Raw genomic sequence first — 15,397 nt, 5'->3', positions numbered from 1 at the left:
AGATTTTCTATCACTGTTAGATAAATATAACACCATATAGATTACCGTTCATAGCCGCCCCCAGCAACAATCCGGATGGTTTTTATTTTTATACTATTTAAAATTCCTGCCTGCCGGAAAAATCTCCGTTTGGATTGTTCTGGCAGCTTTTTCCTTTTTGACCCTGCCGGATGGGATTTCGCCATCGTTTTCGTCGGCACGAGAAAGGGTGAGCACATCCGGGTCCTTTTCTTCGAAAATATTCAGCTCCCGCATGAGGCCGGATACATCATAGCATCGCCTCACCACGATGTGGATCACCTTCCCTTCCCTTTGCAGCTTGCCTTCCACCATCAGCAACCGGGAGCGCAGAATTTCCTTGCGGTATTGGTCAAACAGTTTTTTAAATACCACCAGATTGGCCACACCGGTTTCGTCCTCAATCGTAATAAAACAGATCCCGCTGGCTGTTCCCGGCCTCTGCCTGACCAGTATCAGTCCCGCGACTTTGAGTATGGCACCGTCTCTACAATTTTTTAGATCCTGCGCCCGCACCACACGTTTTGCAGACAGCTTATTACGCACAAAACTTACGGGATGGTCTTTGATTGACAATCCCGTGGAAGCATAATCCTGAAAAACATGCCCGGACGGGGTCATTTCAGGCAATTCTACCTGGGGTTCAAAACTGCTTTGCGAAGCATGGCCGGTAAACAATCCCATAGGCCGGTCGGCCATAGCGGACGCTTCCCACATCGCTTTGCGCCTGTCCATACCCATTGACCTGAAAGCATCAGCATCGGCCAACTTTTCCAGTGTGGTTTGAGAAACCCCCATATCCCTCAAAACATGGATACCACTGTAAGGTTGCGTCCTGCCCTCTACCAGCATCTGCACCTCACTTTCCTGCAAGCCTTTTACCTGCCTGAAACCCAGGCGTATGGGGCAGGAATCGCCAATCTTTTCTTCCAGCGTATTGTCCCAAAAAGAGTAATTGACATCCACAGGCCTCACTTCCACCCCATGTTTCCGGGCATCGATAATAATCTGCGCGGGCTGGTAAAAACCCATCGGCATGCTGTTCAGCAGAGCAGTTGCGAAAACATCGGGATGATAATGCTTGATCCAGCTCGACACATATACCAGCAAGGCAAAACTGGCCGCATGACTTTCCGGGAAACCGTAGCTCCCAAAACCTTCAAGTTGCTTAAACACCCTTCTCGCAAATTCCTCCTCATATCCATTGGCGACCATTCCATTCACCAGCTTGGTTTCATACTGGGTTACTAGTCCTTTGGCTTTGAAGGTAGCCATGCTTCTTCTTAACCCGTCTGCTTCAGCCGGTGTAAAACCGGCTGCGACAATGGCTATTTCCATCGCCTGCTCCTGGAATAAGGGTACACCCAGCGTCCGGCCCAGTATGTTTTCCAATTCCTTGGACGGATATTTTATTTCTTCTTCCCCGTTTCGGCGTCGCAGGTAAGGATGCACCATATCCCCTTGTATGGGTCCGGGCCGCACGATCGCTACTTCTATGACCAGGTCATAAAATTCTTTCGGTTTCAAACGCGGCAGCATGGACATCTGCGCACGACTTTCGATCTGGAAAACACCGATAGTATCCGCTTCGCTGATCATTTCATATACATTAGCATCATCCTGTGGTATATTGGCCAATGTCAGGTTTTTGTCGTAATGTTTTTTGGCCAGATCAAAAGCCTTGCGGATGCATGTAAGCATGCCCAGTGCCAATACATCCACTTTTAAAAACCCCAGCGTCTCGATATCATCCTTGTTCCATTCAATACAGGTACGGTCTTCCATACGGGCATTGAGGATCGGACACAGGTCGGACAGCTTACCGCGGGTGATCACAAAACCTCCGGTATGCTGCCCGAGCTGCCGCGGAAAGCGTACAAATTGCTCTGTCAGCTGCAATACTTTGATCAGGTGTGGATCATTGGCATCAAAACCATGCTCGGAAACCTGTTTTCCTTCCAGCCACTCTTCGTTGAACTCATAGAGGGATTTTGAAAGCTGGTTGATCGCATCCACAGACAGCCCCATGGCCTTTCCTACATCCCTGACAGCCCCTTTCCGGTGCAGCTGGGTTACGGTAGCTACGATAGCAGCGCGGTCGCGGCCATATTTATTAAAAATATACTGGATCACTTCCTCCCGGCGCTCATGCTCAAAATCCACGTCGATATCAGGCGGTTCGTCCCGGGCGTCGGACATAAATCTTGCAAAAAGCAGTTTGATCTTGGTTGGATCAACTGCCGTAATCCCCAGACAATAACATACAACGGAGTTCGCAGCCGAGCCCCTTCCCTGGCACAGAATATTCTGGCTTCTGGCAAAACGCACAAAATCATAAACTGTGAGGAAATAGGACGCGTAGTTTTTGCGCTCCATAAAATCCAGCTCTTCATGGATCCTTTTGCTGATTTCTTCCGGAATATTTCCATTGAATCTTTCTTCCGCACCTTCCCAGGTCAGATAGATAAGCTCCTCCTGCGGGGTTCTGCCTTGGCTCGTGATTTCTTCCGGATACACATATTCCAGGCTGTCGAGCGAAAACTGGCAGGCTTCGGCTATTTCCTGTGTGCGCTGTATGGCATCCGGGTACTGCCTGAACAGCCGGTTCATTTCCTTGGTCGATTTCAGATGCCGCTCTGCATTCTGGTGCAAAAGAAAACCAGCATTATAAATCGTACATTTTTCACGGACACAAGTAACAATATCCTGCAACTGCCTGCGCTCCGGATGATGATAATACACATCGTTGGTGGCCACCATAGGGATATCGAGGCGCTTTGCCATCTCAGAAAGCCGGAAGAGTTTTTTTCCGTCGTCCCCAAGATAGGATCGGTGCGAACCCAGGTACAAGTCCTCCCCCAGCGCTTCCCTGTATTCTTTTAATACTTTTTCAAAAACCGGGTCAAAGTCAAAGTTTTTATCCAGCGAACCGGGAGGCAGTGCGATAAACTTTATTCCTTCTGCATGCGCATACACATCGGCTTTGTAGAGATCACATTTACCCTTTTCCGTTCTGAGATTGCCGGTTGAAAGCAGGGCCGAAAGCCTCGCATAGGCTTCTCTGCAGGTCGGGTAGGCAAGAAGGCTGGGGCCATCCAGCAGATTAAGCTGGCAGGCGGGGATGATCCTGATGCCTGTTTTTCTCGCGGCAGCATGTGCCCGCACAATTCCAGCCAGTGTATTATGGTCGGTGATGGCTATTTCTTTATAACCCATATTAAATGCCTGAACCACCATCTCCTCAGGATGTGAAGCCCCTCTCAGAAAACTGAAATTCGTGGTTACCTGCAGTTCGGTATACGGGATTTTCTCTATTTTTTCTTCTTTCATTTTTTTCAGGCAAAAAATCCATGAATGAACCACTCCGGCATGTCTTCCTTGTCTTCATTATAATGCCCCAACCTGAAAATCCAGTACCGTGCGCCCTTCATATCTTCCACACAATAATAATCCCTGTGCAAACCCTCCTCTATCCACCATTCCTGCTCGATCCGTTCCGGGCCATCGGCTTTTCTGATATGGTAAACTTTACCCTGGTGCCGGAAAACCGCGGGCGGGTAATCCGGTTGCAGTGCTGCAACTTCAATTCTTTCCGGTTTTGGCAAGAGACTGACCGGCCTGGGCTTGTCCGTACGCCACTCGATCTGGGGTTTTTCCTGGATAGAAACAGCCTCCTTGACAGACCTTTCCGGCCAGTAATGCGCGTCGGGCAGGTACCGGTGCACAATCTGCATACCGCCTCTGCCTGTCAGCCTGTCGAGAAGCTCGGTGATCTCGGACTGGTTATTGTTACCAGTTATATTCCAGAGGGTTTCCTGCATCTGATCCAGCTCTTCAACGACCGGAGCTTCCAGGATAAACAGTTCTATACCCAATGCAGGCTCAATTGAAGACACTTTCAGCTCAAAAAGCCGGAACAAATGCTCCACATGGCAAGACGCACTATTGGTGCCGATCTCGATCTGTTCGATCTTCCCATCCATGCGGTATCCCATAAAAACCCCTTTCCGCAAACCTTTTCCTTCTTTTGACAATCTTCCGCAAAGCGCTTCCAGCAGTTTCCTGAGTGCAATGTTGATTCCCGTAGCAGTCCTGATCGGTTCCAGCGACGATAACCGTTCCTGGTAAGGCTCCACCGGCCGGATCGGATCAATAAGTTCTTCCTCAGCACCCAATGCCTGATCCATTCTGTACAAAAGATGCGGCCCGAACCGCCTTCTCAGAACAGAGCGGGGGATATTCATAAAATTACGGATCTGATAAAAGCCCAGCTTCTGCATTCTTTCGAGCGTATCCGCTTCAAGCCGTAAAGCTGCCGGCGGCAGGGCTGAAAGCGCAGCCTGCTCTCCTTCAGGCGGAATCAGGGGTGTAACAGTTCCAAAACGGCAAACCGCCCACGCGGTACCAATGGTATCGGCGATCGCTGCGCGCACATCATAGCCCGCACCCCGGATACGGTTAACAATATCTTTCAGATAAGCCCGCTCGCCTCCCCACAGATGCGTGCAGCCCGTAATATCCAGAATCAGCCCATCAGGCGGGTCTACACTCACGATCGGAGTGAAACGGATACACCAGGTCCCAAATGCCAGCAGCAGCTTTTCAGCAAAACCGGGCTTATAGTCGAACACCAGCAGGGCGGGCAGCACCGCCCTGGCATCCGCTACCACCATCCCGTTTTCAATGCCCATTACTTCGGCACGCACATTCACAGCCTTGATCACCATTCTGCCGCGTTCCGGGGCCGCCAGCACGAAAGGTACATCTTTCAGCTCCGGCTGGCTGACGATCCATCTGTCCGTCGTCAGGTGACGGAACCATACCGACATATACCGCTTTTCCATAGTTATGCAATATTCATCAGGTCCGGTTCGGGCTTTGTCACTTTGTACCGGATCACATGTTCGAACCTTCCGGCGGACCATTGCAGCTTCCAGCTACCCGGTTCGCCATTGCGTACTTTCAGCAGTTCCACATGCCAGCGGGAAAAGCCAACCCCGGGCATGCCTTTTTCTGTTTCGCTCGGAAGCTGAGAGATTTTCCAGCGTGCCACCGAAGCAATGGTATGGGTGTTTTTGGGATTAAAACGGTGCAGAAAACCAGTCACACGGCTCTGCTCCACAGCCAGCTGCAACCGCCTTGATTCCGTCAGGCTGATTTCCTTTAACTCTCCTACCACAGCCGACAATGCCTGACATTTCAATGCTTCTTCCACCATCCACAGCAGGTCTTTTTCATTTTGTACATCAATAAATATGATCTTGTCGGGTTCGATACCAAAAAATTTCAGCGCCGGCGGAAACAAGGTACGTTTGTTACTGATCCATAAGCATATACCACCCTTTTGCATGATACTCCCCAGCAGGCCTGCCACAAAACCGGTAGTAGCGGCGGCATTTTCACGGGTATCGCTCAGCAATTCATGGATTGCGCCTGTCGGGAAAATCCTGTTAGGAAATGCATTCTCAATAGCTCCCAGGCCAAAACTGATACGCTGGCCCTCTGCCGGAACCCTGAAACCCTGCAGAGAAAGGATATCTTTCTGCAGTTTTTCAACCATATCGTTATGAATAGCCCGCTGGTACATAATTTATAAAATAAAATCCTATATTTGTTGTTATCAACAACAAATAAATGTTGTCAATTATAACATTTAAGTATGACAACCGCAAGGATTTTTTTTCACAGCAACATCCGTTTTCTCAGAAAAAGAAAAAAACTTACGCAGGAGGACATTGCGCAAGCACTTGGTTTATTGAGAAATAAGCTTCAGCCTCTTGAAACAGGAGTGGTCAAAAATCCTTCGATCGAGGATGTAATAAAATTTTCGGAGTACTTTAAGATCAGCGTGGACAGTCTTTTGAAAGTGGACCTGTCCAAACTGTCGGAACTGAAACTGCGTGAACTGGAATCCGGCAATGATGTATACATGACGGGTACCCATATCCGGGTGCTGGCCATTACCGTGAATGATAATAACCGGGAAAATGTGGAGTATGTGCCTGTAAAAGCGAAAGCAGGCTATCGGAGCAGTTACGCTGACCCGGAATTCCTGGCTACTCTACCCAGGTTTTCAATGCCTAATCTACCCCAGGGAACACATCGTATCTTCCCCATCTCCGGGGATTCCATGCTGCCTATTCCGGACGGCAGCGATGTTACCACACATTATGCCGAAGACTGGAAAAATATAAAACCCGGTACACCCTGCATTGTTATTCTCAAAGGTGACCAGGATTTTGTGTTTAAAATGGTGACTGTCATGCAGGATGAACTGCTGCTCAAATCCCTTAACACTGCCTATGAACCTTATACGGTACCGGTGTCGGAAGTACTGGAAATATGGCAGTTCCATAGTTACCAGACCAGGGAATTTCCTGAATCACAAACTGACCTGCAGTCGCTGGCCAGGGCGGTCAGGGATGTGCAGGAAGAACTGAAAATCATGCGTTCAACGGGAAGTCAAAAAGCAAAATAGAGGAAAGTTTTACATAGCCTTACGAGACTGTGGCATTCCCTCAACGATGTCACCCCTCACGGGGTTTCCCGCTTTTATTATATATCGTTTTTCCGCAAAAATTACATCCCTACGGGATTGGCATGTTGCATTTTTAGAGACATTTAGAAGCCCTGGGGGCTGAAATTTTATAAGGAGACAAGCATATCCGATAATCTCCAACCGCGACAGGGGTGACATAGCAGCAAGCAGTACAAAACAAAAAATGCCGCCTTCTAACAGGCAGCATTTTAGAAACAATTATTCAGGCATTCCTGGTTTCAGAGCAGTTAAAACCTATTTAACCAAAGGAATAGCCCAGAACAAACTTGCCTGGATGACACTGTTCTTGAAATCAGGGTCAATATTCTGCCCTGAAAAATCACCCACTTTGGAAAGTCCTGCAATGTACCTTACACCCACGCCCAGGCCGATCGGTGACTGATATCCAATCCCGGCCCCTGCCGCAAGATCCAGATTCTTCGCAAAATTATTGATAGTCTGATCCGGGATATCGGAAGATGACCTGAACCCAACCTGAGGGCCGAATTCAACATAGAAACCACCGTTCGACTTGAATTTCAGCATGACAGGAATTGTTACATAGCTGATCTTGAAATCAGATTTCGTTCCGTTATTCTGCACCTTTGCGCCTTGTGTGGAAAAAAGAACCTCCGGCTGTATCGAAAAAACATTCCCAAAACCATAATTTACTATCCCACCCAGATGGTACCCCATCAAAGCATCCGACTCTATGTTCCCGCCGGTATAATTACTAATATTAAGACCAGCTTTCGGGCCAATGCTAAATGTTTGAGCCTCTGCAAAATGAGCAGACACAAACAAGACAAACGCAACTAATAATTTTTTCATATTTAAGAAGATTAATGTATTAACCTTATGAATAAAATTATCGTACCAAGGTGCGCGGTGTTGTCAAATGGACTTGAGTGCATCTATCATCGGTTTTAAGTCAAAATACATCGATCTGTATCCATCTTTTGGAGGTAACTCCTCTTCGGGATCTACAAACCTGAACCCAATTTTTTCATAAAACCCGGATGCGTCATAATTCGCATCGATATCATAAAGTGCATCAACAGTTAAAAATCGAATCCCAAGCTTACCCGACAAATCAGATGAAACATACTCAATTGCCCATTCAACCAACCTGGTGCCCGATTTGGAAGCTCTCTGATCAGCTGCCAGCCAACCTATTTTAACTGCTGGAAACGTGCTGTAGTTTACCAATTCGTCCATCAGAATAGGAGAACCCATACTTAATTTATCGGCAAGTAAAGTGATGTAAGCCGCTAATCCCTGGTCGCACTGGATAATCCAACATCTGGTGATGTGGGAATTTATTTCATTGATGATTTTGCCCTTTCTTATAAAAGCAACAAATTCACCCCTGCTACAACGAAAACCCCCACCAAGATTTTCCTGGTCGGGGTTTAGCTCTATCACTTCGTGGGAAGTAAAATCGATTCCATCAAATTTAGAGACCGGCATTACTTATCTCTATTTTGCCTCTCAGTTTTAACCCTTTCCGCAATTTTACGGATGGTCTCAAGTGCCTGACTATTGGCGACAAAACCGCCTGTTTTAATAGCCTGGGAAAGCGCCTCAGCTTCTTTGCCCACTACTGGTTTGGATATAGTGTTTCCTGTGTATTTCATCTTAATTGTTATGTATAGCTTCTTATTTAGGGTGTAGAACCGGCAACACTAAGCCTGTTTTAAGTTCTTTTTGATCAAAGATAAAAATTTCCGGTTTAAACGAATCCCGTTGATAAAATTTTAACCTTTGAACCGTACCATTCCCCCCACTACCGTATCCCCTTCAACTCCTTCCCCGCAATATCTTCCCAACGATAAAGATGAAACGTTTTGTCGTCGCTCATGGCGATGAAGAGGCCTTTGGGAAAGTCCTTATTAAGAGGAATGGATACTGTCTCCGAACCGTCACTTTTGTTGGCTGCAACTTTTATTTTTTTGACAAGTGGATGGTTGTGCGGATTTGTACCATTGCCTTCGCGGGGAAATATCTGGAAAGAATTAGCCCCCTGATCTGAAACTAGGATATAGCCCGTCGTGTCCGTCAGCTGGTAAACCGAGATGCCTTCGTGGTCTTCGGTAAAGCCTGTTGTCCCAAAAAGCGCAAGCTCTTTATTTCCTTTCTCGGGGTCCGCATAATATTTCCGCACTCCTTTTCCTTCATCCGAGTAATACACATAACCCAGCCTGTCGTCCACTGCGATAGCCTCTATTTCTTTCAGACCACTGTACGCACCAAATTTGCGGATCATTTTTGCCGAAACTTTCCCCTGTCCGTTGTCTTCCAGGAGGTACTGCCAAAGGTAAGTGCCATCCGTCGGGCCCGACTTGCGTCCCACAATAGCATATATCCTTCCCTCCTGATTTTTGTACAACGCTATCCCCATCAGGTCCCTTTCATTTACACCTTTTTCTCCGGCAAAAACCTCAATACCGCCGCCGTCAACGGGTTTCATATCAGGTAAAGAATAAATCCGCAGCTTATGTGAAAAACGTTCGGTCGTCACTGCGATGTCGGTGGGCTTTCCATTGAGCATCAGTCCGTATTCTACATCCACATTGTCCGGCCGCTGCAAACCGCGAACGGTTTTGTCTTTCTGTATTTTACCGTTCAGATCAAATACATACAAACCGCCATCCTGGTCTTTGTCCGTGCCGATGATCAGGCTCGCAGCCGGATCGGCAGGATTTATCCATACGGCAGGATCGTCGGTGTCATGCGCGACCGTATCAGTGACGTACAAAGGTTTTACAACCACATTGGTATCAGTTACGGCATCAGCGCCTACCGTGCTTGCAGCCTCCTGCTTTTTTTCAGAACATGAAAAAAGCAGGACTGCAAGGCTTAAAGAAAAGAGAACGTATCGTTTCACAAAAATTAGAGATATAAATGAGGTGCTTCCGGAGCAGGGCAATTATTTTGTCCCCAAAGCCCCGGCATAATTCGCAGGCGCAGGCGATTTGTAAGTGACGCCATTCACCACTAAACCGTCAGCGTACAAACGGGTAAAGTCGGTTTTCCCTCTTCCGATTGCGGGTGATCCTGCCTGCAGATGGAAATCCCATTTTGTATCAAAAGCAGCGTTATTGGTGGCTGTTGTCAAAGGATAGTTTACAAACTTGGGATCGTTTTCGCCCGCTTTGGCAGAAAGAAGATCGTTAACCCCTTTCACGATTTCAGCAGAAGGCTGGAACTGGTCTGTTGTTGTCTGATCGGCACCGTAGTAAAAAGTATTGCTGATCACAGAACGGTCGTCTTCTGCGTCGCCCGCGTTTCTTTTAATTCCAAAACGGTCGTTGGCCAAGAGATTATTATACAGGTCGGCGCGTACCCGGGCTTCCAGCCAGATCGAGCCGCCTTTGGTAGTTGGCCGTCTCCAACCCGCATTGATAATGGTATTGTTGTAACCTACCACATAAGCCTGCGGACTGCGCTCACCGGAATTGGACAATTTCAACGCATTGGTATTGGGGCTGTAAATCACGTTGAAAGCCACATCAGCCTGCACGCCCGACTTGATATTGATCGCGTCACCGCCCGACACGCCGGTCGTATAAAACATGTTGTTGGCAATGATCACCTTACCGCCTTCAATGTAAAAACCATCTTCATTAAAATTGCGGATAATGCTGTTGACGACAATAAACTTGCCCGCGATATTCAGGAAATAAGCCACCGGCACGTGTTCCCCGGCCTCTGCCTTGTACAACCCTGCCTTTACGGAAGGAGACTCTTCGGTTGTCACGGCGCCTCCGTATTCCAGGATGGTATGGCTCAACACAAATTCGGTACAGTTAGGTCCTGCAATAAGTCCGCCCCAAAGATTGCCAAACTGGTTGGCAACTGTTTTCCAGGCGTCGGGCACGGTAAATTTCACCGGTGCTTCGGAAGTACCCAGACTGTACAGATTGCCTTTCACCACCACTTCCGGTTTCACCACCGAATCGCTGAAAAGGACGGTTACTCCCTCTTCAATGGTCAGGGATTTCCCTTCGGGTATCTGTATGTGACCTGTCACTTTGTAAGTTCCTCCCTTGGTCCAGGTACCCGATACTTCACCGGATACGGATTCTTCCACCGGTGGTACTACTTCCGGCCCGGGCTCATTTTTATCATCGCTACATCCCGCCAAAGCAAAAATAGCCAGGGAAGCGATTACAAACAGATTCTTCATTTTCAGGTTGTTCATGTTTATTTGTTTTTGTTTAAAATTTGTATCGTATACCCAGCAGGTAGCTCCGCTGGTAATAGTCCCGCCGCATCAGCGTAGTGTTTCCATCTTTCTGACCGGGCGCGTTTTCGTTGGCCGGGCTGCGGTTTTTCATGTACACTTCCATAGGGGTGTTCAACAGATTGTTTGCTTTCAGAAAAATGCCCAGGCCGCTGGTAAAGTTTTTTTCGAGGGATGCATCCAATTGTACAAAGCCTTTCTGCCAAAGGTCATTGTTTAAAAACTGGGACACGGTATTGATACGGTCACCTGTATACGACCCCGCCAGCTGCGCGTCAATTCCCTGTTTTGCATTTTTATACAATACCGAAAGATTACCTACATGCGCCGACTGCCCGTAAAGCGGTCGTGACTGGTCGGTGTTGATCGTTTCCAGGTCGCCGCCTGCATTGCGGATACGTCTGGACTTCGGAGTCGTAATTTTGGAATGCGTGTAGGTATAGTTGGCCTTGATCCCGATCACCCTGAAATATTTGATATAATCCAGTTCCAGGCCGTAATTGGTGGCATTACCAAAGTTCCCCGGCGCATAGTACACGTCCTGCCCTCGGTTGGCGTCTCTTTGCAAGGTATATTCGATCGGGTCTTGTATATGTTTGTAAAAAACACCCATCATCAATTGTTCCGAGGGCTTCGGAAAAAGCTCATAACGAAGGTCAATGTTGTCGGCAATCGCCCGTTTCAAATCCGCATTGCCGCGTTCCTGATATTCCTCCTGTACAATACGGTAAGGCACGATTTCGAAAAACCCAGGGCGGTTCAACGACCGGAAATAGGAAGCGCGCAGGTTTACATTTTCCTCGGGTTTGTATTTCAAATGCAGGCTTGGCAGAAGATCGGTATATACCTGGCTGGCTTCCGGCCTGTCCTCCCCGATCGGGAAAAGCATTTTGTAGCCCTGATCCGTCGCTTCAGCCCGTATGCCGCCCAGAATTTCCAACTGCTCCGAAGTCACTTTGAACTGTGCATACCCGGCAATAATTTTTTCAGTAGCATCATAGTTCAGCGCCGACGCCACCGAGCCTCTGGGGTTCTGCACCACCCAACCGATCTGCGCATATTCTGTAAAATCGATACCGTACTGGTCAAACGGGCGCGACGGTCTGAGCTGGTAATTATTGTAAAAGTTGCTTCTCGATTTGTCCCGGTACAGCCCGCCTGCGGTCCATTCCACCTGTATATCTCCGATCGGCATGGTGTAAGAAAGGTTCAGATAACCCGCCAGGTCACGGTCCGAATTGTGTTCCCACCGGCGGGAGCCATCGCCCACGGTGGTCCGGGTTTCCACAAAATTCCTGCGTATTCCCAGCAGAGGCACGGTAGTATTGTCGGGCACTTCATTGGTTGCTTTGGAATACACCGCCGACCATTGTACTGCAAACTTACCGGTGAGCTGATGTTTCCCCTGAAGTGTACTGTTAAAGATCTGCTGTTTAGTAAGCCTCGAACGGGTCGTATAATCAAGAGTTGCATTGCCGAGCGCAGGATCGTACCCTCCTATCGTCAGCTGGGTTGATTTTACATCCCTTACCTGTACATTGGTCAGGCTCATAAATGCATTATAAAACTGGATCTTATGTTTTTCATTGATCCTGTAATCCATTTTCGCATGCAAACCATATCTTGTCTGCTGCTCGGAATACTGGCGTTCGTTCATTTTCGTCAGCGTTTCTCCCCGGAGCGTATCTACAGTTTGGGAGTCAAAAAACAGACTGTTGCTGCCACGGAAAGTGTTTTGATAGCTGCCTGCGAGTAATACGCCCAGCTTGTTGTTCAGGTATCTGTTACCAATAGCCAGGCTTCCAAGCAGATTGGGCAGCGGGGATTTTGACGTATAATCGACAGCCGGTTTTGTAAAATCCGAAGGGGTAGCGTTGTACTGATTCCCGTTGGTCTCGTAGGGAGACTCTTGTCTTACACTCCGGTGATCGTAGCCCATGAATTTGCGTTCCATAAACAATTCATTGTAGCCTGTGGAAACATTGGCGGAGAAAGTAAAACGGTCGGGCGCATCCTTCATCACCATATTGATCGCGCCTCCGATGGCGTCGCCCTCCATAGCCGGCGTGAGGGCCTTGTATACTTCAAGCCTGTCCAGCAAGTCGGAAGGAAATATGTCCAGCGGCACATACCGGTACTTGTTATCCGGGCTGGGTATTTTCACACCGTTCACGAGCGTGTAATTGTACCTTTTGTCCATACCGCGCAAAATGGCGTGCTGGCCGTCACCATTGCTGTTCCTTTCAATGCTCACACCCGAAACCCTTTGAATCACATTCGCCACGGTTAGGTCGGGGGATATCTGGATGGCTTTACCGGAAACGATGTTCATAACCTGACTTGCGTTCCGCTCCATCGACCGTGCTGTATGGTCCGATGCACCGTCCTTTTTACCCAAAACAGCTACTTCGTTCAATTTAAGATTCTCGGCAGTTTCCAGCGAAAGTTCCAGCTGGACAGTTTCATTGGCACCAATCGTAAACTCTTTTTGTAAAACGGTATAAGAAATATGCCGGGTTACGAGCCTGTATGATCCGGTTTTCAGATTGGGGATCACAAAGGTCCCGTCCATTCCCGATACACCATGATAATCTGTTCCCTCAATGCTGATCACCACACCCAATGCCGGTTCGCCGCTGGCTGCTTCCAGCAATTTACCTTTAATTGTGCCTGCATTCAGCGATAAAGAGACGAGCAGAAATACTGCCAGGTATATGTATTTTTTATAAATCATTTTTCAAATCAGGGACGTTTGTTTTGTTAGTCGGTACTTTTTGGAGGTGTTCCCCAATGGTGAAGCGAAGTGATAAAACAATGACGAACCATGCAAATGGCGGGCGTTACAAAAAAGCAACGACGTCAGGAGCAGCGTTACAGGAAGGCAACAAAAGATATTTTTTGTATTTAAAATGCTTTAAATCAAATACTTATAAATACCTAAACAGCCATTAACATTGTGTTACGGCAATGTTAAGAAACTGTTAAGAGCCTAAATCGACTGGATATATGCAGAAATATTATCGCCTTGCTGAAGGTTGAGTTTTTTGCGGAGGCGGTGCCGCATTACCCGAAGGCTGTCCTGCGACACGCCGAGCAACGTCGCCATATCGGCGGAGGTAAGGTTCATTTTGATGAGTGCCACGAGGCGAAGGTCATTGGAGGTAAGTGCTTCCGATTGCTGCTGCAACCTATCAAAAAAAGATTGGTGGACCTGCTCAAATATCGTACGGAATTCTTCCCAGTGCTGGTCGTCGTTCAGCCCCAGGCGGATTTGCTCTGACAGTTGACGGATCTGTTTTTTCTGGTCTCTTTTATCTTCTTTGCCCAGCTCTTCCAGGCGTGTCTGAAGGTCTTCCAGCAGCTGGTTTTTGCGGATCACATGCAAGGTATAACTGGTGAGTTCTTTCGTTTTGATCTCCAGTTGCTGTTTCAGGTTTTCTTCCTGCAGTTTTTTATTCTGCAGTTCTGCTTCCATGAGCTGGTTCTGCGTTTCGTATACTTGCATGCTCTGGGCGTGCAGCTTTTGCTCGTTGCGCAATTTCAGCTTCTGCCTGCTGATGATCAGCCCGGCGATAAAAATGACGAGCAAAACCACGACGCCGGTTCCAATGGATATCAAAAGATCCGTTTTCCGGGCCTGAGTGAGTTTTTCGATCTCGTTATCCTTTTTTTCAATGTCATAAAGCGTTTTCAGCAACGCAAGCTGTTTGTTGCTTTCCTGCGAATAAATCGCACTCAGGTATTCGCGGCTTTGTGCGAGATAAAAAAAGGCGCTGTCGTTTTTATTGAGGAAATTATAACCTTTGGCAATATCATTAAATGCACTCGACAGCTGGTAAAAATCGCCCTGCCGCCTTGCCAGATCCATGGCCTGAAAGCTGAAAACGAGGCCCTGACGGTACTTTCCGGTTTTTCTTAACACATCACCCAGGTTATTAATCACTTCAATCTGCGCCCGATCATTTCCCTGTATTTTATTAAGGACATAAGCCCGGTTGAAATTGGAATAAGCCGAATCGTAGTGCATCTGGTCCTCGTAAATACTGCCCAGGTTTTCGTAAATCTTGGCAAGACCCTCCCGGTGGTTGACATGCTGATATGCCTGCAAAGCCTTGTGCTGAAAATAAAATGCACTGTCATAAAGCTGTCTTTTTTCGTACAAATGACCGATACGGCCGTAAATTTCAGCTTTTCCGGATTCGTTTTTCAATTCTTCATAATACCGCAGCGCCTCGTCATATTGTTTACGGGCAAGCGGTATCTGCCTGTTCCGGTAGAAAAGCTCACCCAGCGTCCCCAGGTTTCCGGCCAGCAGGTTTTTGTCGTCCTTGTCACGAAAAATTTTGTCGGCTTTTAAAAGGTAATCCAGCGACTGAGGGTAATGCCCGGAAAAGAACAGTATCCTCCCCATTTCCTGCAAATAACCAGCCGCTTCCAGATCAGCATTGCGCTGCGCAGCCTGGTTGTATTTCGCCCGGGTGGCCAGAAGCATGGAGTCGGGTCGGGAAAAACTGCTGATAATACGTTCGCTGCTGCTTTCAGGGTCATAAAAGGAATTTTCAGTTTGAGCATGAACATATAGCACTGATATACAG

General features: G+C 47.8%; 11 protein-coding genes. 1 reads left to right on the top strand and 10 read right to left on the bottom strand.

Annotated features, from left to right (window positions below):
* Positions 1-93: 93 nt before the first annotated feature.
* The 3 genes from FBF61_RS30665 to FBF61_RS30655 are packed head-to-tail and all read right to left on the bottom strand — an operon-like array spanning position 94 to position 5,578.
* Complete coding sequence (locus FBF61_RS30665) at positions 94-3,348, bottom strand: error-prone DNA polymerase (protein ID WP_229215303.1); 3,255 nt, start codon at positions 3,346-3,348, stop codon at positions 94-96.
* Positions 3,349-3,353: 5 nt separating this feature from the next.
* Entirely contained in the window at positions 3,354-4,862 is a 1,509-nt protein-coding gene (locus tag FBF61_RS30660; RefSeq protein ID WP_138484769.1) for a Y-family DNA polymerase, read from the bottom strand.
* A gap of 2 nt (positions 4,863-4,864) precedes the next feature.
* Positions 4,865-5,578, bottom strand: coding sequence for an ImuA family protein (locus tag FBF61_RS30655; RefSeq protein WP_229215302.1), 714 nt, complete (start codon positions 5,576-5,578; stop codon positions 4,865-4,867).
* Positions 5,579-5,677: 99 nt separating this feature from the next.
* Here FBF61_RS30655 and FBF61_RS30650 point away from each other — a divergent pair, with 99 nt between their 5' ends.
* Positions 5,678-6,496, top strand: coding sequence for an XRE family transcriptional regulator (locus FBF61_RS30650; RefSeq protein ID WP_138484765.1), 819 nt, complete (start codon positions 5,678-5,680; stop codon positions 6,494-6,496).
* 315 nt (positions 6,497-6,811) lie between these two features.
* Here the strand turns inward: FBF61_RS30650 and FBF61_RS30645 are convergent, their stop codons facing one another.
* The 7 genes from FBF61_RS30645 to FBF61_RS30620 all read right to left on the bottom strand — a co-directional run bounded on the left by FBF61_RS30645 (position 6,812) and on the right by FBF61_RS30620 (position 15,387).
* Positions 6,812-7,387 carry a porin family protein gene (locus FBF61_RS30645; RefSeq protein WP_138484756.1) on the bottom strand — a complete coding sequence of 192 codons (576 nt, stop codon included), beginning with the start codon at positions 7,385-7,387 and terminating at the stop codon, positions 6,812-6,814.
* Between the two features lie 63 nt (positions 7,388-7,450).
* Positions 7,451-8,026 carry a GNAT family protein gene (locus tag FBF61_RS30640; RefSeq protein WP_138484754.1) on the bottom strand — a complete coding sequence of 192 codons (576 nt, stop codon included), beginning with the start codon at positions 8,024-8,026 and terminating at the stop codon, positions 7,451-7,453.
* Entirely contained in the window at positions 8,026-8,193 is a 168-nt protein-coding gene (locus FBF61_RS34785) for a hypothetical protein (protein ID WP_166444655.1), read from the bottom strand. Before FBF61_RS34785 ends, FBF61_RS30640 begins: the two co-directional genes overlap by 1 nt.
* A 149-nt stretch (positions 8,194-8,342) precedes the next feature.
* Positions 8,343-9,443, bottom strand: a complete 1,101-nt coding sequence (locus FBF61_RS30635; protein ID WP_138484752.1) for a phytase — start codon at positions 9,441-9,443, stop codon at positions 8,343-8,345.
* Positions 9,444-9,485: 42 nt separating this feature from the next.
* Entirely contained in the window at positions 9,486-10,760 is a 1,275-nt protein-coding gene (locus tag FBF61_RS30630) for a right-handed parallel beta-helix repeat-containing protein (protein ID WP_138484749.1), read from the bottom strand.
* Positions 10,761-10,776: 16 nt separating this feature from the next.
* Positions 10,777-13,536 carry a TonB-dependent receptor gene (locus FBF61_RS30625; RefSeq protein WP_138484747.1) on the bottom strand — a complete coding sequence of 920 codons (2,760 nt, stop codon included), beginning with the start codon at positions 13,534-13,536 and terminating at the stop codon, positions 10,777-10,779.
* Between the two features lie 255 nt (positions 13,537-13,791).
* Complete coding sequence (locus tag FBF61_RS30620) at positions 13,792-15,387, bottom strand: tetratricopeptide repeat protein (protein ID WP_229215301.1); 1,596 nt, start codon at positions 15,385-15,387, stop codon at positions 13,792-13,794.
* Between the last annotated feature and the right edge of the window lie 10 nt (positions 15,388-15,397).

It is taken from the genome of Dyadobacter bucti (genome assembly GCF_005869225.1).
GTDB classification, from domain to species: Bacteria; Bacteroidota; Bacteroidia; order Cytophagales; family Spirosomataceae; genus Dyadobacter; species Dyadobacter bucti.
The sequence above is the reverse complement of the archived record's forward strand: the minus strand, read 5'-3'. Positions and strand labels throughout refer to the sequence as shown.

What these genes read in the sequence shown, in the direction of transcription:
- FBF61_RS30665 (WP_229215303.1), bottom strand. Translation starts at nt 3,348, where the DNA reads ATGAAAGAAGAAAAAATAGAGAAAATCCCGTATACCGAACTGCAGGTA.
- FBF61_RS30660 (WP_138484769.1), bottom strand. Translation starts at nt 4,862, where the DNA reads ATGGAAAAGCGGTATATGTCGGTATGGTTCCGTCACCTGACGACGGAC.
- FBF61_RS30655 (WP_229215302.1), bottom strand. Translation starts at nt 5,578, where the DNA reads ATGGTTGAAAAACTGCAGAAAGATATCCTTTCTCTGCAGGGTTTCAGG.
- FBF61_RS30650 (WP_138484765.1), top strand. Translation starts at nt 5,678, where the DNA reads ATGACAACCGCAAGGATTTTTTTTCACAGCAACATCCGTTTTCTCAGA.
- FBF61_RS30645 (WP_138484756.1), bottom strand. Translation starts at nt 7,387, where the DNA reads ATGAAAAAATTATTAGTTGCGTTTGTCTTGTTTGTGTCTGCTCATTTT.
- FBF61_RS30640 (WP_138484754.1), bottom strand. Translation starts at nt 8,026, where the DNA reads ATGCCGGTCTCTAAATTTGATGGAATCGATTTTACTTCCCACGAAGTG.
- FBF61_RS34785 (WP_166444655.1), bottom strand. Translation starts at nt 8,193, where the DNA reads ATGAAATACACAGGAAACACTATATCCAAACCAGTAGTGGGCAAAGAA.
- FBF61_RS30630 (WP_138484749.1), bottom strand. Translation starts at nt 10,760, where the DNA reads ATGAACAACCTGAAAATGAAGAATCTGTTTGTAATCGCTTCCCTGGCT.
- FBF61_RS30625 (WP_138484747.1), bottom strand. Translation starts at nt 13,536, where the DNA reads ATGATTTATAAAAAATACATATACCTGGCAGTATTTCTGCTCGTCTCT.